Here is a 24,561-nt window from a genome sequence, read left to right as displayed (position 1 = left end):
TTTATCGCCCAAACTGGTTAAATTTTAACAGTGACAACTATCCTGCCAGAGGGGGTACGAGTGCGAGTGATGAGATTAAAGCCGTCGCTGACATTCTCAAGGCGTCGATTGCTAACCATAACGGTGACGACCCGCTGGCTATCTTGAATTCAGATGGTTCGGTACATGATGTTGTTGGTTTGATGGGCGATGTGGACTGGGGCAAAGATGTTACTTTGGTTCGTGCGGCACAAACACCTTCTGCGACGTTTGATGCTTCGCAATGGGTATCGTTACCTAAGGACAGTATTGAAGGGCTAGGTTCACTAGACAATGTAGAGTTGCCTGACGCGTTTGCCTGTACACAAGATGGCTCTGCTCCTTTATTCACGACTATTCAAGAGATCCAAGGTGAGGGCGCAACATCACCGTTCATTGATGGCTATCCATACATCACTGACGATGAATACTTCGTCAAAGGTGTGGTAAGTGCAGTCACTACTGGCATAACCAAAGGTTTCTACCTGCAAGCACTTGAGGATGACTTCAATTCAAGCACTTCTGAAGGTCTATTTATCCACACAAATCAATCGAGTTCAGAACTGGCTGCGGGCGATGTAGTGTGTGTGAAAGGTAAGGTTCAAGAGTATTACAGTCATACTCAGCTTAAAGTTGAAAACAACCAATGGCTTAAGCAGGGCGAGCAACAAGCGCCTGAAGCGACAGCAATTGAAGCCTTAGACAGTGACGAGAACTTCGCTGTAACGCTTGAACGCCATGAAGGCATGTTGGTGAAAACAACCGAAGCGCTTGATATGCGTGTAACGCGTACCTTTGGTTATGACTACGCAGGTCGTCGTAACAACATGGTACTGGCCCATGAGCGTATTAACATGCAGCCGAACCAGTTATCTGCAGCTGGCTCTGAAGATGCGAAACAGCAAACTAAAGATAACGCAGACCGTCGTCTTTTTGTTGAAACCGATCAAAAAGCCGGTGACGGACAGGTTCCTTTCTACCCAGACTTTGGCCGTACCGATATTGACCAAGATGGTTCAACAGAAGACTACATCCGTATTGATGACACCATTGTTGGCCTAGAAGGCGTGCTGACTTACAGCTACGGCGAGTATCGCTTAGTGACAACCAACCAGATCTCGGCTGAGAACTTTGTCCGAAATGACCCACGTACTGACAAGCCTGATATGGATGAAGGTGATCTACGTATCGCGACCTTCAACGTATTGAACTACTTTAACTCTCCATTTGGCGGTGACGCGAACCAACACGGCAACAACCGTGGCGCGAACACCATCACTGAGTTTGAGATGCAGCAAGAGAAGATTGTGAACGCGATTCTTCGTCTAGATGCCGACATCATTGGTTTGATGGAAATTGAGAACAACGGTTTTGGTGAAGGCTCTGCCATTCAGCAGCTTGTTAACCAACTGAATGACCGCATTGAGCGTAAGAAAGACCGCTATACCTTTGTGGCTGTCGATTCGAACGAAGATGGCGTGACCGACGAGATGGACTCGATTGGTACTGATGTCATTACAACAGGTGTTATCTACCGTAAGAAAGTGGTTAAGCTTAAAGACAGTCGTGTTATCGCGATGCCAAGCCAACAAGCGCCAGAAGTGTTAGACGATTCAGGCAAGGTGATTGAAGACGGTAAGAACTATCAACGTGACTCATTGGCGCCAACTTTTAAAGTGAAAGGCACCAAAGAGAAACTGACCGTTGCGATTAATCACTTTAAATCGAAAGGTTCTAAGTGTTGGGAAGATGCAGCCCCTGTCGAACAGGGCGGCCAAGGTGGTGTTGACGCCGATAAGCAAGGCTCATGTGAGAACTTCCGTGTGGCTGCTGCGGTTGCACTGGGTGAAGCGCTAGATGGCATCAAAGGCCATAAAGTGATTCTGGGTGATATGAACTCGTACGGCATGGAAGACCCAATGCTGGTACTGACGGATTACTCTGAAGAGAAATACGGTAAGCAAATCAAAGCGGCGCGTAACACCTACATTGACGGTGTCGAGCAGTTTGGCGATAACGGTGCGGTGATTACTAAGAACTACGGCTACATTAATGCTGTGGCTCAAAAGCACCCAGACAGCTGGAGCTACTCATACAATGATGAGGTTGGCGCTTTGGATCACCTGTTGATCAGCGACAGCCTGAAAGACATGGTGGTGGATGCGACTGACTGGCACATCAATGGCGGTGAATCGAAGTTGCTTGATTACAACGAAGAGTTCAAAGGTGATCTGCCGAAGCACCAAGATCACTTCCGTTCATCGGATCATGATCCGGCAGTTCTTGAGCTTAAAGTCGGTGGTTCATTCGGCTTAGGTGCATTGATGTCATTGTTTGGCTTAGCAATGTGGCGTCGTCGTAAGTAATAAGGCTTTTTGAGTCATAATAAACCGCTACCTATAGGTAGCGGTTTATATTTTAGCTACTCATTGATACCAATCGTAGTAAATAACTGTTCACCCTAGCTTGTTAAAAATCTAGATAACGTCGTTAGATTTTTTGATTGTAGAATAACTACTTATCAAAAAAATCCGCCTTGTTCTCAAGCTTTTTTCCTGCGCTATTTTTGAACACTTACTTACTGTGATTGGTATGATTCCATCTTTTCAAGGTCGTATTGGCGTATTTGTATCGCTTTTTCCAGTGATACCGGTTTTGAAAATAAGTACCCTTGGACAATGTCACATCCATATTGTTTAACATATTCTAGTTGTTCAATGGTTTCGACACCTTCAGCGACGGTTCTTGTTCTTGTAGACCGCCCAATTGCGACAATGCTTTTTAATAGTTCATGAGCGGTATTCGATTCTGAAAGTTGCCAAATAAAGCTACGATCTATTTTAATTTCATGAATAGGAAGTAATGACAAATACTTCAACGAAGAGTACCCAGTACCAAAATCATCTAAGGCCAAGTGAAACCCTTTACTACGAAGTTGATACGCAACTTTTGCTACCTCTTCCGGATTTTTTAGCATGATGCCTTCGGTGGCTTCTAGGCATATATGGGATGGGTTTATACCGTAGCGCTCTGTTATTTTAATGATATTTTCAGCAAGGTTTGTTTCACCAATTTGAACTGGTGATAAGTTCAGTGCCAGTAAAATAGGAGCATCGTCTGGAAAATCGAGTTCTGAATACTGTTGGTAGGCTAATTCAATAAGATACCAACCTAATGCGCGTATGTGACCACTGACTTCAGCGACGGAGATAAATTCATCAGGGTAAACGTTACCCAATGTTGGGCTTTTCCATCGAGCTAGCGCTTCGATTCCCCATAACCTTCCAGACTGTAAGCAATACTGAGGCTGATAATCTAAATAAATTTCTCTTCTTTCTATAGCGGTAAGTAAATTGTCTTCAATCAGAAACTTACGTTGATTTTTCGCAGAGGTTTTTGATGAGAAAATAGCACAGTTTGCTTTGCCTTCTGATTTCACAGAATGGAGCATAATATCAGAGCTTGCGAGTAACTCATCGACAGTGCGCCCGTGATCGGGATACAAGGCGGCACCTAAGCTAAAACTGATATCAAATTCATGCTCAAAGCATTGATACTTGGTCGCAAGTTCATCATGAAATAGTTTCATGACGCTTTCTGCCTGTTTTAGGCTGTTTAGAGCAGGGAAAGTAACAATAAATTCATCACCTCCGAACCGGAACACTTCTGAAAAATTAGGGCATACTTTTTTAAGCGTTTGAGATATCTGTATTAAGAGTTCGTCTCCAACACTGTGTCCGTAGTAGTCGTTGATGTTTTTAAAGTTATCTACATCAATAAAACAGACAAGAAATTTATCGTCATCTGATTGAGTTTTGGCCAGCTCTTTCTCCATATAGACTTCAAAAAAGTGTCGATTAAAAAGCCCAGTCAGTTGGTCATGATTAGCAAAGTGTTTCAGCGTGCTGTTTGCAGTACAGAGCTTTTCAAAGTCAGATTGAATTTCAGCTTGATAAGATTCAAAGCGACGAGAAACTAGAGTGCTTACATAATATGAGAGTAGTCCGACTAATAGAACGACTATGCTATACATGAGTGCTAAGCGATTGAGCTCATCATTTCTTTTTTCAATCAACTCGGCATTTTTTTTAGCAACAAGTCTTTCTAATGCAGTGACACTAAAGCTCGCGCCTATCGTCCAGCCCCAAGTACTATTTTTGATGACATAACTAAGGTTTTCTAACGAGTGATTGTCGGCAGCTAAGTGTCTAACATAGACATCCGATTGTTCCAACAGCGCGACTGCTTGAGTGCGGAAGTGTATGTTTTGAATGTTATGGATATTAGTGTCAATAAAGCTAGGAGTGGTATGAGCCAGCACATCGCCTTTAGTGTCGATAACGTAGAAGTTACTCTGTTGACCAATTTGAAGCTGACTTAACCATTCGAGCACGTCACTTTGAATGTCTGCCTGGACATCTGTAATAAAGTCACTCGTACCTATATACCAATTATATGGCGAGAAATTAACGATATAGCCGATTTTTTCATACTGCTTTGCGAATGAATTCGGTTTTAGAAACCACCATTTATGAAAGCCTTCTTTTTCTTCAATCGCTTTTTTTGTTAATTCCTGAGCAACAAAGTGTCCTTTAGCATCTTGAAATTCCCATTTAGAGGCTCCTTGCATACTAGGAAAAACAGGGTGAAAAATAACAGTTCCATCATGGTGATAAATAAAAGGGTAACCACGACCGTCATTGAATCTGTAGTTTTTCAAACTCGAACGAACCAAGGTTGTAAACTCTTGTTCACTTAATTGTGGGTTGTCCTTGTACAGTTGATTTAGTATGGAGTGAGTGCGGAGAGTATGAGTTTTTATACTGTCGCGTAGTGTGGTTATTGTTGTTTCTTCTAAGTAGTTGAGCTGCTTGTTGACATAGCTGACTTGAGATTTTAAATAGGCTTTTTTTTCTTCAACAATATCGGACTCTATGTGAGTGATTTCTTGATTGGTTCGTCGATAACTATCATTGACCGATAACGAAAAGACGATAATAGAGAATAGAGCCACAGTTATAGTCGGTATGTAACGAATTAGGTAGACGAGCTTGTTCTCTTTCATTTTTCTATTAAAGGTCAGTAAATTCACGCTAATGATAACTCAAACAATTATTCATTGAGTTGTTATTTTTCACAAAAAAAGAACCATGTCATAAAAAACCCGCAACTTATAAGGTTTTAATTTTTATGGGAACTTTGGCAGGGATGGGAGACATCTATGTCTTGAGAAGACTAAGTGGATCACTCTGGCTTCATTGCCAGTAACGTTTATGTATTTGTAGTGTAAAGTTATCAGGGCAGCGAAAGCTGATTTTCTTTTTATCATTTTCACTTGCCTTTCTTGCTTTATATTGCACAATACCGCCCCTATATCTCCCAATCCTTTAGTATTTAGCAAACGATTTCGACCCATGTTACTTATCATCGATAACTACGACTCTTTTACCTATAACTTGTATCAGTATTTCTGTGAGTTAGGGGTAACTGTAAAAGTTGTTCGCAACGATGAGATTGATATTGCGGGCATCGAAGCGCTAAATCCTAGCCATTTAGTTATCTCGCCAGGTCCTTGTACGCCTGATGATGCGGGAATCTCTCTACAAGTCATTGAACACTTCGTGGGTAAGTTGCCGATCTTAGGTGTGTGCCTTGGTCATCAAGCCATTGCCCAAGTCTTTGGTGGTGAAGTAGTGCGAGCCAGACAAGTGATGCACGGTAAAACCTCCCCAATCCGCCACAATGGCAAGAGCGTTTTTCAAGGGCTTAATAACCCTCTAACCGTGACACGTTACCATTCTCTAGTGGTGAAAAATGGCACGCTACCAGACTGCTTTGAATTGACCTCTTGGACGGAATTTGAAGATGGCAGCATGGATGAGATCATGGGGTATCAACACAAAACCTTACCGATTGATGCCGTACAATTTCACCCTGAGTCGATTAAAACAGAGCAAGGACACCAGCTTCTCGCTAACTTCTTAGCACGCTGAGTGTTTAAATTTGACTCTTTCTGCGTCTAAATAAGCCAGTTAAACCTGTTACCCCATTCGTTAAGCGTTTAAATTCGGGCGCTACGCGTCTCTTACTCCTCTGACGCCGATCACTTTTTATAACATTTCTCTCTCTTCAGGCTAAGTTTTTAGCCTATGCAAAATTATTCGCCTTATTTCGTCTCGAACCCTATATACCGCAATGCCAGTAAGGGTTTGCTATTGCTGATTATGCGTTTAGGTAAAAAAAGCTTCATAAAACAGATTGATTGATGCATAAATAGTCATAGGTAGTGACGTTTAGCTGGTTGTTAGGGATGGCTAAAGAATAATCTACTATTGAAAACGTTAATTAAATGTAAATATAATGCTGCGGCGGGATTATGGCGAGAGAAAATATCTTTGTCTCACTTATAAACCAGTACGCTTATTTGCGAAGCTTGCGGTATCGAGAAGGAATGTACGATGACAGTGGAAAAAAAAGTAGAACGTAGTCTGTTTAATGAGGTGATGGTGCCTTGTTATAACCCAATGGAAATGATCCCAGTAAAAGGGGAAGGCGCACGCGTTTGGGACCAACAAGGCCGAGAGTATATCGACTTTGCTGGTGGTATCGCTGTGAGCTGTTTGGGTCACTGTCACCCAGCAATGGTTAACGCAGTTACCGAGCAAGCAAACAAGATTTGGCACCTAAGTAACGTGATGACCAATGAACCTGCGCTGCGTCTAGCGAAGAAGCTAACAGACGTATGTTTTGCAGAAAAAGTATTCTTTGCCAACTCTGGTGCTGAAGCGAACGAAGCAGCCTTGAAGCTAGCTCGTCGTTGGGCAGCGGATGTTCACGGTCCTGAGAAATCTGAAATCATTGCATTCAAACAAGGTTTCCACGGTCGTACTTTCTTTACCGTAACGGTGGGTGGTCAAGAGGCTTACTCTGATGGCTTCGGTCCTAAACCGGGCGATGTAACTCACCTGCCTTACAACGATATTGCAGCGCTAGAAGCGCACATCTCAGATCGCACATGTGCAATCATGATGGAACCGCTGCAAGGCGAGGGCGGTATCATCTCTCCAACATCTGAGTTCGTGAACACGGTTCGTGAACTGTGTGACAAACACAATGCGCTGCTTATCTTTGATGAAGTGCAAACAGGTAATGGCCGTACGGGTAACTTTTACGCTTACCAAGGCCTAGGTGTAACACCTGATATCCTAAGCACTGCGAAATCACTAGGTGGTGGTTTCCCGATCGGCGCAATGCTAACAACGTCTGAACTTGCAACACACCTAAAAGTGGGTACGCACGGTTCGACTTACGGTGGTAACCCACTGGCGTGTGCCGTTGCTGAAGCGGTTGTTGACGTAGTAAGCCAACCTGAAACGTTGGCTGGCGTGAAAGAACGCGAAGCACTATTCCGTGATGGTTTAGCTAAGATTAACGACAAATACCAAATATTCAGTGAAGTTCGCGGTAAAGGCCTATTGCTAGGCGCTGCGCTTAATGAAGCATGGCAAGGTCGTGCTCGTGATGTATTAGTAGCAGCAGGCGAACAAGGTTTGATGGTACTGGTTGCGGGTGCAAACGTGGTTCGTTTCACGCCATCACTGGTTATTACTACACAAGAAATTGAAGAAGGTTTATCAAAACTAGACAAAGCAATCGCTACGTTAGTTTAGCCTGAGCGGCGTCATAGGATGGTCGCCATTAGAGCGATCCCATGACGTACTGCTAAAGGCCCAAGCTTCTGGTTTTGGGCCTGTTTTGCATCTGGAGGGAATATTGATGCTAGTTGTTCGCCCAATAAAATTATCTGATTACGATGCGCTGCATACCTGCGCGGTTGAATCTGGTCACGGATTCACATCTCTTCCGGTTAACGAAGAACTGTTAACTAACCGAATTACTCACTCTGAATACAGTTTTGCCAAACAAGACGTGACTGAACCCGGTGATGAAGGCTACCTAATGGTTGGCTTCGACACTGAAACGGGAGAAGTCGCAGGTACCACAGGCATCGAAGCCTCAATTGGCTGGGATGTTCCGTTTTACTCTTACCACATCAGCAAAGTGGTTCACTCATCGCAAAAGCTTGGCGTGAATAACGTCGTGAAGCTGCTGACTTTCGGCAATAACTACACCGGATGCAGTGAGATCTGCACACTGTTCTTGCGTCCAGCTTTCCGTGGTGGATTGAATGGTCGTTTGATGTCGAAGTGTCGCTTCCTGATCATGTCTGAGCACCCAGAGCGTTTCTCTAAAACGATTTTTGCTGAGATGCGTGGCGTATCGGATGCGGAAGGTAACTCACCTTTCTGGCAATGGCTGCAAGAGCACTTCTTCTCAATTGATTTCACGCTTGCAGATTACCTCACTGGTATCGGTAAGAAAGGCTTCATTGCTGACCTAATGCCGAAGCTGCCTATCTACGTGAACCTACTGAGCAAAGAAGCTCAGGCGGTGATTGGAGAGGTACATGATAATACACGCCCAGCACTTAAGTTGTTGGAACGTGAAGGTTTCACTAACCGTGGTTATGTCGACATCTTTGATGCAGGCCCAACGGTTGAGTGTGATTTAAGAAACATTGAATCAGTGCGTCATGCGATTCGAGCTCAGGTGAAAATTGCAGAGCACTCCAGCTCTAAAGACTTCCTAATTGGTAATACCTCGTTTGAGAACTTCCGCGCAGTAGCCGCGAAAGGCGCGTATGACCAAGCAAGCGACACAGTGATTTTATCATCTGAAGTAGCAAGCGCTCTTGAAGTAAAAGAAGGCGAATTCGTTCGCATGTTGGCTCAATAAGAGCGGCGATTATCTGTCGAAGATTTTAAGGATAGAAGTATGACTCAGTGGATAGCAGGACAGTGGGTGGCAGGTCAAGGCGACGCCATGACATCAGTAAGCCCATACAACAATGAAGTCGTGTGGCAAGGCGATAGTGCAACACCAGCGCAGGTTGAATCTGCAGTAGCAGCGGCTCGTGATGCGTTCTTAGTTTGGAAGAAACTGAGCTTTGCAGAGCGTGAAGCCATCGTGTTGAACTTTGCTGAGAAAGTAAAAGAGAACAGCGAAGAGATAGCACAGATTATTGCAAAAGAGACGGGTAAGCCGATTTGGGAAACTCGTACCGAAGCGGGCGCGATGGCGGGCAAGATCGCAATCTCTATTCGTGCATACCACGAACGTACTGGTGAAGCTTCACGTGAAGCGGCAGGTAACCAAATCGTACTGCGTCATCGTCCATTAGGTGTTATGGCGGTATTTGGCCCTTACAACTTCCCAGGTCACCTACCTAACGGTCATATTGTTCCAGCACTGCTATCGGGTAATACCGTGGTATTTAAGCCGTCAGAGCAGACACCTTGGACAGGTGAGTTTGCGATGAAGCTATGGCAAGAAGCTGGCCTTCCTGCTGGCGTGATCAACCTAGTGCAAGGCGCGAAAGAGACAGGTATCGCACTAGCCGATGCTAAAGGTCTTGATGGCGTGCTATTCACGGGTAGTGCTAATACTGGTCATATCCTTCATCGTCAATTCGCAGGTCAACCGGGCAAGATGCTGGCGTTAGAAATGGGCGGCAACAACCCTATGGTTATTTCTGACCAATATGGAGATGTCGACGCGACGGTTTATACCATTATTCAATCTGCGTTTATTAGTGCGGGTCAACGCTGTACATGTGCTCGTCGCTTGTATGTTCCTATTGGCGAGAAGGGCGATCAACTGCTCGATAAGCTCGTTGCGGCTACCTTGAAGATTCGTGTTGATCAGCCATTCGCTGAACCTGCACCCTTCATGGGCCCACAAATCTCTGAATCGGCAGCTAAGTTCATTTTGGACGCGCAAGCTAATCTGCAATCACTAGGTGGTGTAAGCCTAGTCGAAGCAAAAGCGGGCAAAGCGGCGTTTGTTTCTCCGGGTATTATCGATGCAACCAACATTGCTGAACTGCCAGATGAAGAGTACTTCGGTCCATTGCTGCAAGTGGTTCGCTACCAATCGCTAGAGCAAGCGGTTGAACTGGCTAATGACACGCGCTTTGGTTTATCTGCTGGCTTAGTATCAACAGATGATTCGGAGTGGGAATACTTCGTTGACCATATCCGTGCGGGTATTGTTAACCGGAACCGTCAGCTAACAGGGGCAAGTGGTGATGCACCATTTGGTGGCCCGGGTGCTTCAGGCAACCTACGCCCAAGTGCTTACTACGCGGCGGACTACTGTGCTTACCCTATGGCTTCAATGGAAGGTGGTGAAACTCAACTGCCAGCTACGTTTAGCCCAGGTCTTGAGCTGTAGTTTTGGCTTTTAAGCTTTAACTTGACGAATCATAAGCTTATGATCTCTAGGTTCATGAGTAACAGATTCATTGATTGATTGTGTAATAAGGAAGCGGTGTTATCGCTTCCTCTTTTCACCCACGTCCGACACCTCGATTGGGCGGTAGATAATAATAGAACAAGTATGTCACAGGCTGATGGCTGCTGACTCTATGTCCAGCCTCTCCCTTTCTAATCCAAATTACTAGCTTGCTAGAACCTCTGACAAGGAGTCACCATGACGCCCGATCTACTCTTTAAATCACTATGGAATGATTACATTCACAGGCTTTGCCCATCGGCTGAGAAAGTACATCACTTGCTGAAAGAAGACGAAGCCCTGATTAATGATCATATTGCACTGCGTACTTTTAATGTTGCACCGCTGGGGATTGAAACACTGGCCAAGCCTTTCCTTGAGTTAGGTTACAAGGCATGTGGCGATTACTTGTTTGAGAGCAAGAAGCTAGTGGCTAAGCACTACGAGCACCCAGATCCAAACCAACCAAAAGTGTTCATTAGTGAGTTGAAGGTCGAAGAGTGTTCAAGTGACCTGCAACAGATCGTTGCTAAGTTGGTTGAGCAAGTGGATGCTAGCAAACTGCAAGGTCATGAATTCTTGTTTGGTGGTCGTCTTTGGGATTTGAGCTTCGCAGATTTCCAAGTGCTAGCAAAAGAGAGTGAGTACGCTTCTTGGCTAGCCGCTCATGGTTACGGTGCAAACCACTTTACGGTGAGTGTGAACCAGTTAAATAAGTTCGATGAAGTGCAGGCCGTGAATGACTATCTGAATGAGTCGGGATTCACTATCAATGTATCTGGCGGCGAGGTGAAAGGCTCTCCAGAGGTCTTATTAGAGCAATCATCAACCATGGCAGATAAAGTCCCAGTTTCATTTGTTGAAGGCAATGAGATGATTCCTGGCGGCTTCTATGAGTTCGCTAAGCGTTATGCGATGGCCAATGGTGAGCTTTATACCGGATTTGTCGCGGCATCAGCTGACAAGATCTTTGAAAGCACCAACGGTTAAAGAAAGATACGAGCACGGGCTTTGCCCTAGAGGTGCGGGTACGCTTCGCTTCGAGATACTTTAGAATAGTGAAGTCCGATTTCTAACTTTGCTTCCCGCATCTGTTCTCTAGATATTTAGAAAATAAAAAAGCCACCAAATTCGCATTTGGTGGCTTTCAAATTTTTGGTTCAGTTAATCGAGATTAACGAGTGCCGTATACCACGATAGTCTTACCGTGTGCAGAAATTAGGTTCTGCTCTTCTAGCATCTTCAAGATACGACCTACGGTCTCACGAGAACAACCAACGATCTGGCCAATCTCTTGACGAGTGATCTTGATTTGCATGCCGTCAGGGTGAGTCATTGCATCTGGCTGTTTTGCTAGGTTTAGTAGCGTTTGAGCGATACGACCTGTTACGTCAAGGAACGCTAAGTCACCAACCTTTTGGCTAGTTACTTGTAGACGGTTTGCCATTTGTGCTGAAAGACGCATTAGAATATCTGGGTTCACTTGGATAAGTTGACGGAATTTCTTGAAAGAAATCTCAGCCACTTCACAAGGAGATTTTGCACGAACCCATGCAGTACGCTCTTGGTCTTCTTCGAATAAGCCAAGCTCACCGATGAAGTCGCCTTGGTTTAGGTAAGAAAGAATCATTTCCTTACCTTCTTCGTCTTTGATAAGAACTGCCACAGAACCTTTAACGATGTAGTACAAGGTTTCTGCCTTTTCACCAGCATGAATCAAAGTACTTTTTGAAGGGTACTTATGAATATGACAGTGTGAAAGGAACCACTCTAATGTTGGATCGGTTTGGGGTTTACCTAGAACCATAATATCTTACTTCCTCTGCAGGGTATGCTTGCCGCTTTCCATATTTTAGCTAAGCCTGAATTGACCTAGCTAGGATAAGAGCACTCGTTGAGTGCTGCAAGCTATCTTGTGTTTCGTTTAAGAATAGTATCCTTTTTCAGGTACTATTTCTTGATTTTAATCGTGACCAAGCTACGATTTTTTACGCAAAATTGTGCACATGATCACGGTATGAAAAGTAATCAACCAGAATGTTGTTTTGTTAGCCTATTTTCCCGGTTTCTATAAGTTGTTGCAGGATCGGCCTTACAATGAGCTCCATAGCAAAACTCATCTTGCCTCCTGGCACCACAAGCGTGTTATGACGTGACATAAATGAGCCATCAATCATAGCCAACAGGTAAGGGAAATCGACGTTTTTGATGCCGCGCAAACGTATAACCACGAAGCTTTCGTCTAAACTTGGGATCCCTTTTGCATTCAGTGGATTTGATGTATCTACGGTAGGGACACGCTGAAAGTTGATATGAGTACGCGAAAACTGCGGGGTAATGTAGTTAAGGTAATCATCCATTGAGCGAACAATAGAATCCATCACCGCTTCGCGAGAGTGACCACGATCGCGTGTGTCACGAACGAATTTCTGGATCCACTCCAAGTTTACGATAGGTACCATGCCGATAAGCAGATCGACGTGTTGAGAAACATTGATGTCACCATCGACCACGCCACCGTGAAGACCTTCGTAGAACATCACATCCGAGTTTTCAGGGATCTCTTGCCATGGCGTAAAGGTGCCGGGCATTTGATTGTAAGGCACGGCTTCATCGAAGGTATGCAGATAGCTACGGACTTTTCCCGTGCCTTCATTGCCGTATTGACGGAAGAAATCTTCTAATGCACCAAAATCGTTAGCTTGTGGACCAAAGTAGCTGATGTGCTTACCTTGCTCGCGCGCCTTACGGATCTCGACATCCATCTCTGGTCGAGTGAAGCGATGGAAACTATCCCCTTCAACCCAAGCTGCCTTCACGTCCATCATATTGAACATTTTTCGGAAGGCTTCTGAGGTAGTGGTGGTGCCGGCTCCAGATGAACCCGTCACCGCAATAATTGGATGTTTAGCGGACATGACAACCCTTGTCTTTTGAGTAACTTACTTGTTAGCAATCGTTTACCACTATAACACGGCTCCTTTATGAGCGCAGCTTAGAAGCGTTTTGTGACTTGAATATCAACGGTTTCATGCAGTTCAGAAAACACGATACCCACTTCTCCTGAGGCTAATTGATGTTTCACTTGGTCAATTTTGTTTTGCAGTGAAACTTCTACGTCACCATAGTCTGTACCTTCACGCAGTACGAATTCTTTGATGAGGTTTTCCAGTGTCTCTGGCGCAATGTCTTGCCACGGGATGATCATAAATACTTCTCTCTTTTATGTTCATGGATAGGTTTATTGTTGTAGAAATGAGTGAGCTTAGTAATATTTTTACTGCTATTTACTAAGGCTCGTCATTATGCCGAATCTTGTAGACTTTCATAGTAGGCGGGTAATGCTTCTTCTAACCAAAATCTTGGCTTGAGTGTGCTGCCGGTAATGAACCCCACATGACCGCCTTTTTGAAACAGTCGATAATCGATGTTATCAGGCAGAACGAACTTTGGAATCACATCATCGGTCATGAAAGGATCGTCCTTGGCATGAATGATCTGAGTTGGTAGTTTGATCTTCTTGAGTTTAGGCAGTGCGGAGCATTGCGCATAATAATCTTGGGCATTTTTGAACCCATGCAGAGGCGCCGTGATTTGTTCATCAAACTCATACAGTTTGGTGATCTTCTTAATGGTTTCCGCTGTGACCCCCAGCTTTTCCTGTAGCAGGTTAACTTTTTTCAAGGCGTTTGATTTTAGAGAGTTGAGTAGATACTTCTTATAGAGCTTGGAGAAGCCCTGCTCAATGCGACTAGAACAACAAGCCAAGTCAAATGGAGCTGATACTATGGTCGCCGCCGACAGCAATGGGTCGTCGGCATACTCAGCCAAATAATTCGCCAGCATGTTACCACCCAAAGAGATACCAACTGCAACTTTGGGGTTGCTGGGGAACTGCGCGTGCAGATGCCTTAGGAAAAAGCGCGCATCTTCGACTTCACCTGAATGGTATGCACGAGCCAAGCGATTTGGTTTTCCGCTGCAACCTCTAAAGTGCATCATCACTGATAGCCAACCATCTTTAGCAAATGCGTTCATCAGCCCGTTGGCGTAAGGGCTCTCAAAGCTCCCTTCTAATCCGTGGAATAGAACGAATATTGGCTTGTTACTTTTATCATCATTGCTTGGCGTGTCACCGTCTGGCGATTCACTCCATGCAAGGTCTAGGAAATCGCCGTCGGGAGTTTCTAAGGTCTGCCATTGAGGAGCAAACAACGCCTGCTTTCTAATAAATCTTGGCACTAAGGTTTGTAAATGTGGATTCGATAGGCCAGCGGCAGCGGTAAATATTGTCATAAAAACAGTCCATGCTTCTTTTATGGGCTTTGATAAAGTGTTGAGCTTTTAGCGAAACGCCCACGTTTTTATTTGAGCTTGGTTGATTCTTAGCATAAGCGCAAGGGTTTCACTGATATGATCGACCAAAACAGGTGATGGGTAACTGGTTGAATAATATCAAGGTTGGGCGTATTAAAGACTCCCCCAAATGTGTTTTAGTCAGCATGCGATCATGGTAACGAGCGAGCGCAGTTAAGCTTGGAGCTTGATTGAATAAAAGGAAAAGGAAATGCGTTAGGGCTGTGGTGCTGGTTCAGAAAAAGCGTCGTAGAGGTTTTCCGCCCCTAATAAACGACAGTACTGTAAAGCGAGCGGTGATTGTTGGTTCGCTGTAAGTTGAAGAGACTTAATGCAGTCGACGAGATCGGACTGTTGTTGCTTTTCAAGCTGCAGCTCAAATTGTAAGGCTTCACGGTAGAGTGAATCAACAACGTGTGCTTTGAGGTGTTTACGCAGCTCTCGATAACTATGAAGCAAGGTTTCAGAGCGACTTAAGCATTGTTGCACCTTGTGCCACTCCTCCTCAGCGAAAGAGAGTTGCTGCTCATCAAGCCATTTGAGAAGCAGCAGTAGATTGACGTTGCCATGGAATTGGTTTTGCAAAGCTAAGCACGCATCCTTAACACCGCGCACACTGTAATACTGAAGGCTAAATTGCCATAGTCGTTCCAGTGTTAGTGATATTGGTGCGTGCTCTGGGCTCATAAGCTATCCATATCCAGTTCCATCTGCTCAAGCTCTTCTTGAGTGGACATCCAATCCATTTCAACTTCTTCTAGCTGTGACTTACTGCTCGCTTGTAGAGCGAGTACTTTATTCAGTTTAGCCTTATTTTCAGCTTCATACAGTGAAGTATCGGATAATTCTTGCTCGGCTTCTTCAAGAGCCAACGTTAATTTATCCATCTGCTTTTCAAATTGAGTCAGCTTTTTACGAATGGGTGCCGTCAGTTTTCTGAACTCTGCTTCTTTACGTTTCTGATCTTTTTTTGCTGCAGCACTGTTGGCGCCATCTTTTGCTGGTGCCAATGCTTGTGCTTCTTTGCGCTCAACTTTCTGTTGTTCGGTTAGCCACTTGTAGTAATCGCTAAGGTCACCATCAAACGGTGCAACTTGACGGTCGTGTACAAGGTATAAATCATCAGTAGTGGCACGAAGTAGGTAGCGGTCGTGCGATACGATAACCATCGCGCCTTCAAACGTCTGTAATGCAAACGTTAGTGCCTGACGCATATCGAGATCCAAGTGGTTGGTTGGTTCATCGAGTAGCAACAGGTTCGGCTTTTGCCATACCAGTAGCGCTAATACTAAACGCGCTTTTTCACCTCCCGAGAATGGCGCCACCTTGTCGAGTGCTTTTTCACCTTGGAAGCCAAAGCTACCTAGGTAGTCACGCAGTTGTTGCTCGGTGTGTTTTGGCGCAATCTGCATCATGTGTTGAAGTGGTGTCTCTTCAGGGTGCAGAGTCTCTAATTGGTGCTGTGCAAAGTAACCCATTTTAACGCCTTGCGAATAGCTCAGCTCACCACCTTGCTGTTTCAGTTCGCCAGAAAGCAGTTTAATCAGCGTTGATTTACCAGCACCATTTCGACCAAGTAGACCAATACGGCTGCCCGGCACTAGGTTCAAGCGAATCTTCTCTAGAATCAGATTGTCATCGTAACCCGCCGATACCTCGTCCATCATCATGATTGGGTTTGGTAGTGCGTCTGGTTCTCTAAATTCAAAGCTGAAAGGGTTATCAAACTGAGCGGGCAGTACTTGTTCCATTTTCTCTAGCGCTTTAATACGGCTTTGCGCTTGGCGAGCTTTTGAAGCTTTATAACGGAAACGGTCAATGTAGCTCTGCATGTGCGACATTTGTTTCTGCTGCTTTTGGTACATCGCTTGTTGCAGAATTAGCTTTTGCGCTCGTTGGGTTTCGAACGACGAGTAGTTACCGGTGTATTCATTGAGCAGTTGATTTTCAACATGCACGATGCGGTTGACGATAGGATCCAAGAAGTCCCTATCGTGTGAGATAAGAACGAGTGTGCCTGGGTAGTTTTGTAACCAGCGCTCTAGCCACATTACAGCGTCTAAATCCAAGTGGTTGGTTGGCTCATCGAGTAACAGTAGGTCACTGCGACACAGTAGGGCTTGCGCTAGGTTCAAACGCATACGCCAACCCCCTGAAAATTGAGTCAGGTTCCATGTCATTTGTTCTTGGCGAAAGCCCAGGCCGTCTAACAGCTCAGCCGCGCGTGCTTTGATGCTATAACCACCAATGGTTTCAATCTTGCCATGGATCTCTGCGACTAATGTGCCGTTGTCGGCTTGTTCGGCTTTCTCAAGTTGATCTTCAAGGCCACGGTATTCACGGTCGCCATCAATCACGTATTCAATTGCTGTTCTTTCTAATGCAGGTGTTTCTTGAGCAACCCAAGCCATTTCCCAATGGGCTGGTTTACTGAATGAGCCAGCATCAATAGACAGTTCGTCCTTAATTAGGGCGAACAGCGTAGATTTACCACAGCCATTCTTACCAACCAAACCGATCTTGTCGCCAGGGTGAAAAGTCGCAGATGCTTGGTCGAGGAGTGGCTTACCGCCGCGTAGCAATTGAATATCAGAGAAAGTAATCATAATTGAAATAGCATAGAAATTAGAGGTGAACAGACGCCTGCATAGTAGGCTGAAACCAGATAAAAGTCGATCACAATGCAATTTGCGTTATGATGCCAATAACATATTAGTAACTTTTGCTTAAATTCTTGTGGCCTTGCCACCGTTTAGCCTTCAAAGGAATGTTTCAAAGGAATGAGTAATACTCCCTCGACAGACAACCCCGTGCCAAAGGTGCTGGTCATCTATGCGCACCCAGAGCCGCAAACCTCTATCGCTAACCAGATCATGGTTAAAAAGATAGAGTCGCTTGGGAATGTCAAAGTCCACGATCTCTACGCCATCTATCCTGACTTCTTTATTGATGTGCCTTCTGAGCATGCATTGCTGCTTGAATTTGATGTGATCGTGTTCCAACACCCTTTGTTTATGTATTCCTGCCCATCACTGCTTAAAGAGTGGTTTGACCGAGTATTAGGCAAGGGTTTTGCGTTTGGTGAGCAAAGTGCGCTTAAAGGTAAACACTGGCGCAGTGTGATTACTACCGGTGGTAAAGAAGAGGCGTTTGGTGCCGCAGGCTATAATAAATATCCATTACAAGAGATTTTGCAACCATTCGAGCTAACGGCTGCTTTGTGTCAGATGCACTGGATATCCCCTTTGGTTTTACACTGGGCACGAAATGTCACCGATATGACGCGTTACCAACACGCAGAAGCGTATCGAAATTGGTTGCGAGACCCGCTACAAGATATAGGAGCGAATGATGGCTCTGACTAACGATTTTCTACAAAGTAGCGTTATATTTTTAGCAGCTGCTGTAGTTGCGGTTCCTATCGCACAGCGCGCTGGATTAGGGTCGGTACTCGGTTACTTATTAGCGGGTGTGGCGATTGGCCCATGGGGGCTTGGTTTAATCAGTGATGTAGAGGCGATTCTACACTTCTCCGAATTCGGGGTGGTACTGCTGCTCTTCTTGATTGGTCTCGAACTTAATCCGAAAAAACTGTGGCAGATGCGAGCCCCCATTCTAGGACTCGGTGGCGCGCAAGTGCTGATCACCACTCTGATTATTACCGCCATCGCGTGTATGTTTGGTTTAACTTGGCAAACTAGCTTAGTCATCGGCATGGGTTTAGCTTTGTCTTCGACCGCTATTGCGTTGCGTGTTATTGAAGAGCGAGAGCTTGGTGGCAAAGAAGCAGGGCAGTCAGGCTTTGCGGTATTACTTTTCCAAGATATTGCCGTAATCCCTATGTTGGCGATGCTGCCTTTGCTTGCTGGCAATACGGGCGGCAGTTGGGCTGACATGTTGTGGATGCTAGGCGGTGTGATTGGCTTGCTTGTCGGTGGTCACTTCTTGTTGAGACCACTGTTCCGATATGTAGTCATGAGCGGTGTGCGTGAGTTGTTCACGGTAGCAGCGCTGTTATTGGTGATTGGTATTGCCGTCATCATGCAGCAGATTGGTTTGTCGATGGCATTAGGTACTTTCTTGGCGGGCGTACTTCTGGCTGAAAGTGAATATCGACACGAGTTAGAAATTGCGATTGACCCATTCAAAGGGTTACTGCTTGGTCTGTTCTTTATCTCTGTGGGTATGGCAGTAAACCTAGGTTTATTGGCAGAAAGCCCATTCGCAATACTTATCGCAGTGTCGTCTCTGGTCATATTGAAAGGTTTGGTGCTGTATGCGCTGGCTCGTATCTTCGGCACTCAAGCTAAAGCGCGCAGCCGAATGGCGATGATTCTCAGCCAAGGTGGTGAGTTTGCCTTCGTAATTTTTACCGCTGCGAGTGCACAAGGCATCTTAAGTGGCGAACAGGTGTCGTTCTTACTGGTGGTAGTGAGCCTGTCTATGGTGACCACGCCGCTGATGCTTAAGCTGCAAGACCGATTCTTTGCTCGTCAGCTGAACCAAATCAGCGAAAGTGCGATGTCTTCGGATGTGGTTGATCGTAGCCCTCGAGTGATCATTGCAGGCTTTGGTCGTTTCGGTCAGATCATTGGTCGTCTGATGTATGCCAACAAGATTCGTATCACCGTCCTTGAAAGTGATGCCAGCCAAATACATATCCTTAGGAAGTTCGGCTACAAGGTGTTTTACGGTGACTCGACTCATCTTGAATTATTACGCGCAGCCGGAGCTGATAAAGCGGAAGCGATCGTGTTGTGTACCGACTCTCCAGACGAAATCATGAAAACTGTCGACTTGTGTAAGCAGCATTTCCCACAGTTAAAGATTTTAGCGCGTGCTCGAAGCCGTGTTGAAGCGTATCAATTACTTAACCACGGTGTGAGCAACTACTCGCGTGAAACCTTCCTTGGTGCTCTGGATTTAGGTCGTCAAACATTGACTGAACTTGGCATGCATCCATATAAAGCGAAGCGAGCAGAAGCACACTTTAGGAAACTGGATAATGGTATGCTGAAAGAGTTGCTGCCTCAGCATAACGAAGATGCTGAGTTAGCCCAAAGAGCGAAAGAGGCTCGCAAAGAGCTTGAAGAGATTTTTGGACACGAGATGGAAAACGATCACCAATCTCGAAACTATTGGCAGTAGCTTGAAGTGATAACTAATGCTTGAGCTTAGAAATGAAGCTTGGGCATAGACATATAGCTTGAGCTCTAGAAATAAAAGTCTAGATAACTGATCTAATAATAAACGTGGTCTCTGCTTTGTCTTTAATAGAGCTAGAGCGGAAGAACTGCGAATCCAGAGTAGTAAAGGATATCAACGTGAAACAGAAAAAACGCTTTATCGCAGGGGCGAGCTGCCCAAGCTGCAAGACTCAAGACACACTCCGCTGGTGGATTGAAAATAATATCGAGCTGGTGGAATGTGTCGATTGTGACTTCACAGAACAGCGTAAACCGAAAACTGTAGAGAAATCTGAACACGCGAATCAAGAAATGATCGGTATTTTTAAGCCTGAGTGATTGAGTTTCGTCAATTGATCCCCATAATATCCGGGTACAGAATTTTTCCTAAGCTCAACTGTTCGAGCTTAGTCCAAACCTCCTTGGAGCTCTCATGAAAATTGAAAAGAACGTAGTAGTTAGTGTTGCATATCAAGTGAAACTTGAAGATGGCGTAGTAGTTGATCAATCAATTGCAGAAGCTCCACTAGATTACCTTCACGGTCACAACAACCTAATTACAGGTCTTGAAAAAGAGCTTGAAGGCAAAGTCGCTGGCGACAAGTTCTCAGCAACTGTTACTCCAGAAGACGCTTACGGCGAGCACAACGATGACCTAGTTCAACGTGTTCCTGCAGACGTATTCCAAGGTGTTGAGCAAATCGAAGTTGGCATGCGTTTCCTAGCGGATACTGACCAAGGTCCAATCCCAGTTGAAGTTACTGAAGTAGATGGCGACGAAGTTGTTGTTGACGGTAACCACATGCTAGCTGGCCAAACTCTAACGTTTGACGTTGAAGTTGTAGCGGTTCGTGAAGCGACTGAAGAAGAAGTTCAACACGGTCACGTACACCAAGAAGGCGGCTGTGGCGGTCACGACCACGATCATGATCACGAAGGTGGTTGCTGTGGTGGCGAAGGCCATGACCATGCTGAAGAGAAAAAAGACGGCTGCTGCGGCGGCGGTAGCTGTGGTTCTCACTAATACCGAATTAACGGTTTAGTTTAAGAATATTGAAAGCCTCCCTTGTGGAGGTTTTTTTCGTTTAGGGTGCTAGCTTTTTGAGCTGGCTTTCCGTCTACCAAACTAATTGTCTGCAAATCTTAGTGTCCGCAAATCTAAGCGTTCGTAAATAGTTTGGTTTTCGCTATCAGACATCAAACCATGGATGTGGTATTGATAGCACAACATTATAAGTCGACGTCAGTGGAGAGTTTGTATGTCACAGCCTTTTTCAATTGCCATTCATGGTGGTGCAGGCACCATCTTACGAGAGCAAATGAGTGATGAATTAAAAACGGGTATTACCGAGGCTTTGGAAAAATCGGTTTTGGCTGGCTATCAAGTATTACAGTCGGGTGGCGATGCGCTAGATGCAGTGGTTGCTTCAGTTAAGGTGATGGAAGACAGTCCCCACTTTAATGCAGGTAAAGGTTCAGTTCTAACTCATGATGAATTTGTTGAGATGGATGCTTCTGTGATGCACGGTCGTGAAATGGATGCGGGGGCTATTGCCGGTGTCCGCCATATCAAAAATCCAATTGAGCTTGCGCGTGATGTGATGCTTAAAAGCGACCATGTGCTACTGATTGGTGAAGGCGCCGAGAAGTTTGCGTTTGAGTATGACCATACTTTCACCGAGCAAGATTACTTCTTTACTGAGCGTCGTTATGACCAACTTCAGTCGATGAAAGAGAAAGGTATTTTTGCTTTGTCTGAAGCGAAATATGATGAAGAGCAAGCTGATAAATATCCAGATGATAAAAAGTACGGCACGGTTGGCGCGGTCGCATTAGACCAAGCCGGAAACTTAGCAGCCGCAACCAGCACTGGTGGCGTAACCAATAAAAAATACGGTCGTGTGGGAGATTCTCCAATCATCGGTGCAGGCACTGTTGCTGAAAATGGCAATGTGGCCGTTTCAACAACAGGTATGGGGGAGTTCTTCCTTAGAAAGATGGTTGCCAGTGATGTGGCGGCACGAATGCGTTATCTCAAGGAAGATGTGCATACGGCTTGTGAAACGATAATTCAAGGTGAATTGAAAACCATGGGTGGTGAAGGAGGCTTGATTGCTATCGATGGACAAGGTGATATTCATTTCGGTATGAACAGTTCAGGAATGTACCGTGCGAGTGTTGATACTAATGGCTGCGTGGAAGTAAAAATTTATGCCGATGACTAAGTTTGTATTGGCTTAACTGACTTTAGTTGAATTAGCGCAGATTAAACAAACAAAAGGGCGACAGATAAGTATCTGTCGCCCTTTTGGTTTTCTATGTCCCGTCCTGAAATGTGTTTACACATTGAGGACGAAAAACTAACGATATGCGTCACTAGAACTAATTCGTTATCTTTAAAGCGCACTTAATAGTGTGGAGGGGGCGTCTCTTCTGATGCGTCAGCGAGGTTTGAGCCATCCATATTTTTTACTTTGCCAACCACGAACTTCATCTGGTCTTGCATTCTCGTGATCAACATCTGTTGTTGGCTAAGCGCTTCATTAAGTTCTTCAATGGTTTGCTCTTGGAAAGCCAACTGACATTCTAGGTCATTCACGCGGCTTTCTAATTGTTCAACTCGCTTTTCTGTCATCGTTCTTAATCCACATTCCAAGCTTGGGCAATGCCCGCAGAGGTGCCCGATATCACACGGTTCTTATCATCAAAGGCTGCATCATACACTACCGCACGAGGAGGGCGAGCATCTTTTAATGGCTCGGCGTCGTGGCGAGAAATGCGTTTGCCATCTTGAGTATTCCACACGCTCACTTGGCTAGATGGCGTACCTGTTACCAACATACTGCCGTCATCAGAAAAGCGAGCACTGGAGAAAATTAGCTGTCGAGACCAGCTCTGCAATTGAGCTTGAGGTTCACCTGTCTCAAGATCCCAGATCATCGCTTGATTCCCTCCATCGGAGGTAAAAGCTAGCTCTCCATCTCGTTGTAAGGCAACTCGTACGACTCTTTGTTCGTGCTCGAATGTACGCAATACCAAGCCTGATTCGGTATCCCAAAGGTAAGCTTTATAGTCGTTACCGCCTGATAATGCGTAGCGCCCATTCGAAGATAGGGAGACGGAATTAACTTTTTCTCGGTGAGCGAGGAACTCCAGACGGCGTCCGGTGACTAAGTCCACATAGATAGCTTTGCCATTAGATAGGCCCAGCAGTACTTTTTCACCGTTGCTAGAGATATCAACATCGCGAATTAAGCCATCGGAAATCGACCATAGCCCTTCAGCTTGTGTCCAAGATAAGTCCCAAACGGCGAAATTCATCTGACTGGCGGTAATGGCAAAGCGACCATTGTCAGAGATGCGAATACGCGATACTTGATTTTCGGATTGATCTTGTGGACCAAGCTGAGCCAGTTCTTTGTTCTGGGCAAGATCCCAAAGGAGCAGCTGTTTTTGCTGCGAGTAGAGCAGCGCGAAGCGTCCACCTCTACTTAGGGCAAAGCTGGTGGCGCCGTTGGGTTCAATTTCCCAGCGTTGGTCATCATCTTGGAAGAAAAAGCAGCCATTTAACAAGGTGATGACAATCGTACATAGCAATGAGTGGAAAAATATTCGCATCACATCCAATAATCCGGTTTGTGTCGAAAGACATATGACTAGTATATTGTTATAACTAACGTATTCACACCAATCTAATCATTAGATTTGTGCACAATAACCAATGGCTTGGCCATTAATTGGAGAATTCAATGAAATCAGTTTTAAAAGTATCACTGCTTGCCGCAACGGTTATGCTAGCAGTTGGTTGTCAGAAAGAAGAACCAAAGGCAGAAGCTCCACAGGTAGAAGAAGTTAAAGTTGCAGCAGTAAACTTTAAAACAGAAGATGACAAAGCGGCATACGCAATCGGTGTATCTTTCGCTAACTACTTAAGCACAAGCATTGATAAGCCAAGCGAGCTAGGTATTAACCTAGACAAAGCGATGGTTCTTCAAGGTATCGAAGACGTATTCGCAGAGAAGACGGCACTTAACGAAGAAGAGACTCGTGCAGCTCTTGAAGCTCTAGACAAGCGTGTTGCTGAAACGATGCAAGCACAAGCGGCAGAAAAGTCTGCAGAAGTGAAGAAAGCGGGTGATGACTTCCGCGCTGAGTTCGCTAAAACTGAAGGCGTTAAGCAAACTGAATCTGGTCTACTTTACCAAGTAATGACGGCTGGTGAAGGCGCTTCTCCAAAAGACACTGATACGGTTCAAGTACACTACAAAGGTACGCTAACAGACGGTACTCAGTTCGACAGCTCTTACGATCGTGGCGAACCAGCAACATTCCCACTAAACCGCGTAATCCCAGGTTGGACTGAAGGTGTACAACTGATGCAAGTGGGTTCTAAGTACAAGTTCGTTATCCCGCCAGAGCTAGCATACGGTGAGCAAGATACACCGACTATCCCAGCTAACTCAACGCTAGTATTCGAAGTAGAACTACTAAACATCGATAACGCTGAAGCAGCTCCTGCACAATAATATCGGTTAAAAGCCTCGTGCTAAAATACGTTGATTGAATAAAAAGCCTAACTTTAAGTTAGGCTTTTTTTAGGTTCATCGCGGATTAGCGGGAACTTAAAACAAAAACGGTAGTAAGTGAT

General features: G+C 45.1%; 21 protein-coding genes. 12 read left to right on the top strand and 9 right to left on the bottom strand.

The window, feature by feature from the left end:
• Nucleotides 1-2,384, top strand: a 2,384-nt coding sequence (locus AB6D80_RS19880; protein ID WP_372189364.1) for an ExeM/NucH family extracellular endonuclease, incomplete at its 5' end; no start/stop codon positions are given.
• Between the two features lie 212 nt (nt 2,385-2,596).
• Here the strand turns inward: AB6D80_RS19880 and AB6D80_RS19875 are convergent.
• On the bottom strand, nt 2,597-5,083 hold the full coding sequence (locus AB6D80_RS19875; RefSeq protein ID WP_372189362.1) for an EAL domain-containing protein: 2,487 nt from the start codon (nt 5,081-5,083) through the stop codon (nt 2,597-2,599).
• Nucleotides 5,084-5,432: 349 nt separating this feature from the next.
• Between AB6D80_RS19875 and AB6D80_RS19870 the strand changes: the two genes are divergently transcribed.
• The 5 genes from AB6D80_RS19870 (at nt 5,433) to AB6D80_RS19850 (ending at nt 11,361) form a co-directional block, all read left to right on the top strand.
• On the top strand, nt 5,433-6,011 hold the full coding sequence (locus AB6D80_RS19870; RefSeq protein ID WP_009848915.1) for an aminodeoxychorismate/anthranilate synthase component II: 579 nt from the start codon (nt 5,433-5,435) through the stop codon (nt 6,009-6,011).
• 465 nt (nt 6,012-6,476) lie between these two features.
• Complete coding sequence (locus AB6D80_RS19865) at nt 6,477-7,688, top strand: aspartate aminotransferase family protein (RefSeq protein WP_012604934.1); 1,212 nt, start codon at nt 6,477-6,479, stop codon at nt 7,686-7,688.
• Between the two features lie 106 nt (nt 7,689-7,794).
• Entirely contained in the window at nt 7,795-8,814 is a 1,020-nt protein-coding gene (astA, locus tag AB6D80_RS19860) for an arginine N-succinyltransferase (protein WP_029223029.1), read from the top strand.
• Between the two features lie 39 nt (nt 8,815-8,853).
• A complete protein-coding gene (gene astD / locus AB6D80_RS19855; RefSeq protein ID WP_372189361.1) occupies nt 8,854-10,311 on the top strand; it encodes a succinylglutamate-semialdehyde dehydrogenase in 1,458 nt (485 codons plus the stop codon).
• Nucleotides 10,312-10,569: 258 nt separating this feature from the next.
• Complete coding sequence (locus tag AB6D80_RS19850) at nt 10,570-11,361, top strand: DUF1338 domain-containing protein (RefSeq protein WP_012604931.1); 792 nt, start codon at nt 10,570-10,572, stop codon at nt 11,359-11,361.
• Between the two features lie 184 nt (nt 11,362-11,545).
• On the opposite strand, the gene crp is transcribed toward AB6D80_RS19850, so the two are convergent.
• From crp to AB6D80_RS19820, 6 genes are all read right to left on the bottom strand, one after another.
• On the bottom strand, nt 11,546-12,178 hold the full coding sequence (gene crp, locus AB6D80_RS19845) for a cAMP-activated global transcriptional regulator CRP (RefSeq protein ID WP_004729651.1): 633 nt from the start codon (nt 12,176-12,178) through the stop codon (nt 11,546-11,548).
• 241 nt (nt 12,179-12,419) lie between these two features.
• On the bottom strand, nt 12,420-13,289 hold the full coding sequence (locus AB6D80_RS19840; protein ID WP_012604929.1) for a phosphoribulokinase: 870 nt from the start codon (nt 13,287-13,289) through the stop codon (nt 12,420-12,422).
• Between the two features lie 77 nt (nt 13,290-13,366).
• Nucleotides 13,367-13,579 (bottom strand): YheU family protein, encoded by a 213-nt coding sequence (locus AB6D80_RS19835; RefSeq protein ID WP_372189359.1) that lies wholly within the window; start codon nt 13,577-13,579, stop codon nt 13,367-13,369.
• Nucleotides 13,580-13,674: 95 nt separating this feature from the next.
• Nucleotides 13,675-14,667, bottom strand: a complete 993-nt coding sequence (locus AB6D80_RS19830) for a hydrolase (RefSeq protein WP_009848922.1) — start codon at nt 14,665-14,667, stop codon at nt 13,675-13,677.
• Between the two features lie 276 nt (nt 14,668-14,943).
• Nucleotides 14,944-15,414: a TIGR02444 family protein gene (locus tag AB6D80_RS19825; RefSeq protein WP_009848923.1), complete on the bottom strand. Its 471-nt coding sequence runs from the start codon at nt 15,412-15,414 to the stop codon at nt 14,944-14,946.
• Nucleotides 15,411-17,333, bottom strand: coding sequence for an ABC transporter ATP-binding protein (locus AB6D80_RS19820; protein WP_017096560.1), 1,923 nt, complete (start codon nt 17,331-17,333; stop codon nt 15,411-15,413). The genes AB6D80_RS19825 and AB6D80_RS19820 overlap by 4 nt, the downstream gene beginning before the upstream one ends.
• A gap of 174 nt (nt 17,334-17,507) precedes the next feature.
• Between AB6D80_RS19820 and kefG the strand changes: the two genes are divergently transcribed.
• From kefG to AB6D80_RS19795, 5 genes are all read left to right on the top strand, one after another.
• Nucleotides 17,508-18,092 (top strand): glutathione-regulated potassium-efflux system ancillary protein KefG, encoded by a 585-nt coding sequence (gene kefG, locus AB6D80_RS19815; RefSeq protein ID WP_017096561.1) that lies wholly within the window; start codon nt 17,508-17,510, stop codon nt 18,090-18,092.
• Entirely contained in the window at nt 18,079-19,875 is a 1,797-nt protein-coding gene (gene kefB, locus AB6D80_RS19810; RefSeq protein WP_029223757.1) for a glutathione-regulated potassium-efflux system protein KefB, read from the top strand. The genes kefG and kefB overlap by 14 nt, the downstream gene beginning before the upstream one ends.
• A 176-nt stretch (nt 19,876-20,051) precedes the next feature.
• On the top strand, nt 20,052-20,252 hold the full coding sequence (locus AB6D80_RS19805; protein WP_009848927.1) for a YheV family putative zinc ribbon protein: 201 nt from the start codon (nt 20,052-20,054) through the stop codon (nt 20,250-20,252).
• A gap of 94 nt (nt 20,253-20,346) precedes the next feature.
• Nucleotides 20,347-20,937 carry a peptidylprolyl isomerase gene (gene slyD / locus AB6D80_RS19800; protein WP_017096564.1) on the top strand — a complete coding sequence of 197 codons (591 nt, stop codon included), beginning with the start codon at nt 20,347-20,349 and terminating at the stop codon, nt 20,935-20,937.
• A 235-nt stretch (nt 20,938-21,172) separates the two neighbouring features.
• The gene (locus tag AB6D80_RS19795) at nt 21,173-22,138 is read left to right on the top strand and encodes an isoaspartyl peptidase/L-asparaginase family protein (protein WP_017096565.1); all 966 of its coding nucleotides are present in this window, start codon (nt 21,173-21,175) and stop codon (nt 22,136-22,138) included.
• A 182-nt stretch (nt 22,139-22,320) separates the two neighbouring features.
• Here the strand turns inward: AB6D80_RS19795 and AB6D80_RS19790 are convergent, their stop codons facing one another.
• On the bottom strand, nt 22,321-22,548 hold the full coding sequence (locus AB6D80_RS19790) for a SlyX family protein (protein WP_009848930.1): 228 nt from the start codon (nt 22,546-22,548) through the stop codon (nt 22,321-22,323).
• Between the two features lie 5 nt (nt 22,549-22,553).
• On the bottom strand, nt 22,554-23,531 hold the full coding sequence (locus AB6D80_RS19785) for a WD40 repeat domain-containing protein (protein WP_029223759.1): 978 nt from the start codon (nt 23,529-23,531) through the stop codon (nt 22,554-22,556).
• A gap of 131 nt (nt 23,532-23,662) precedes the next feature.
• On the opposite strand from AB6D80_RS19785, the gene fkpA reads away from it, so the two are divergent.
• The gene (gene fkpA / locus AB6D80_RS19780) at nt 23,663-24,439 is read left to right on the top strand and encodes an FKBP-type peptidyl-prolyl cis-trans isomerase (protein ID WP_009848932.1); all 777 of its coding nucleotides are present in this window, start codon (nt 23,663-23,665) and stop codon (nt 24,437-24,439) included.
• Nucleotides 24,440-24,561 lie beyond the last annotated feature (122 nt).

It is taken from the genome of Vibrio sp. 10N.247.310.17 (assembly GCF_041466605.1).
In the GTDB taxonomy this organism is placed as follows: domain Bacteria; phylum Pseudomonadota; class Gammaproteobacteria; order Enterobacterales; family Vibrionaceae; genus Vibrio; species Vibrio tasmaniensis_A.
Note: the sequence above shows the minus strand (reverse complement) of the source record. Positions and strands in the feature narration are given on the sequence as shown.

What these genes read in the sequence shown, in the direction of transcription:
- AB6D80_RS19875 (WP_372189362.1), bottom strand. Translation starts at nt 5,083, where the DNA reads ATGAAAGAGAACAAGCTCGTCTACCTAATTCGTTACATACCGACTATA.
- AB6D80_RS19870 (WP_009848915.1), top strand. Translation starts at nt 5,433, where the DNA reads ATGTTACTTATCATCGATAACTACGACTCTTTTACCTATAACTTGTAT.
- AB6D80_RS19865 (WP_012604934.1), top strand. Translation starts at nt 6,477, where the DNA reads ATGACAGTGGAAAAAAAAGTAGAACGTAGTCTGTTTAATGAGGTGATG.
- astA (WP_029223029.1), top strand. Translation starts at nt 7,795, where the DNA reads ATGCTAGTTGTTCGCCCAATAAAATTATCTGATTACGATGCGCTGCAT.
- astD (WP_372189361.1), top strand. Translation starts at nt 8,854, where the DNA reads ATGACTCAGTGGATAGCAGGACAGTGGGTGGCAGGTCAAGGCGACGCC.
- AB6D80_RS19850 (WP_012604931.1), top strand. Translation starts at nt 10,570, where the DNA reads ATGACGCCCGATCTACTCTTTAAATCACTATGGAATGATTACATTCAC.
- crp (WP_004729651.1), bottom strand. Translation starts at nt 12,178, where the DNA reads ATGGTTCTAGGTAAACCCCAAACCGATCCAACATTAGAGTGGTTCCTT.
- AB6D80_RS19840 (WP_012604929.1), bottom strand. Translation starts at nt 13,289, where the DNA reads ATGTCCGCTAAACATCCAATTATTGCGGTGACGGGTTCATCTGGAGCC.
- AB6D80_RS19835 (WP_372189359.1), bottom strand. Translation starts at nt 13,579, where the DNA reads ATGATCATCCCGTGGCAAGACATTGCGCCAGAGACACTGGAAAACCTC.
- AB6D80_RS19830 (WP_009848922.1), bottom strand. Translation starts at nt 14,667, where the DNA reads ATGACAATATTTACCGCTGCCGCTGGCCTATCGAATCCACATTTACAA.
- AB6D80_RS19825 (WP_009848923.1), bottom strand. Translation starts at nt 15,414, where the DNA reads ATGAGCCCAGAGCACGCACCAATATCACTAACACTGGAACGACTATGG.
- AB6D80_RS19820 (WP_017096560.1), bottom strand. Translation starts at nt 17,333, where the DNA reads ATGATTACTTTCTCTGATATTCAATTGCTACGCGGCGGTAAGCCACTC.
- kefG (WP_017096561.1), top strand. Translation starts at nt 17,508, where the DNA reads ATGAGTAATACTCCCTCGACAGACAACCCCGTGCCAAAGGTGCTGGTC.
- kefB (WP_029223757.1), top strand. Translation starts at nt 18,079, where the DNA reads ATGGCTCTGACTAACGATTTTCTACAAAGTAGCGTTATATTTTTAGCA.
- slyD (WP_017096564.1), top strand. Translation starts at nt 20,347, where the DNA reads ATGAAAATTGAAAAGAACGTAGTAGTTAGTGTTGCATATCAAGTGAAA.
- AB6D80_RS19795 (WP_017096565.1), top strand. Translation starts at nt 21,173, where the DNA reads ATGTCACAGCCTTTTTCAATTGCCATTCATGGTGGTGCAGGCACCATC.
- AB6D80_RS19790 (WP_009848930.1), bottom strand. Translation starts at nt 22,548, where the DNA reads ATGACAGAAAAGCGAGTTGAACAATTAGAAAGCCGCGTGAATGACCTA.
- AB6D80_RS19785 (WP_029223759.1), bottom strand. Translation starts at nt 23,531, where the DNA reads ATGCGAATATTTTTCCACTCATTGCTATGTACGATTGTCATCACCTTG.
- fkpA (WP_009848932.1), top strand. Translation starts at nt 23,663, where the DNA reads ATGAAATCAGTTTTAAAAGTATCACTGCTTGCCGCAACGGTTATGCTA.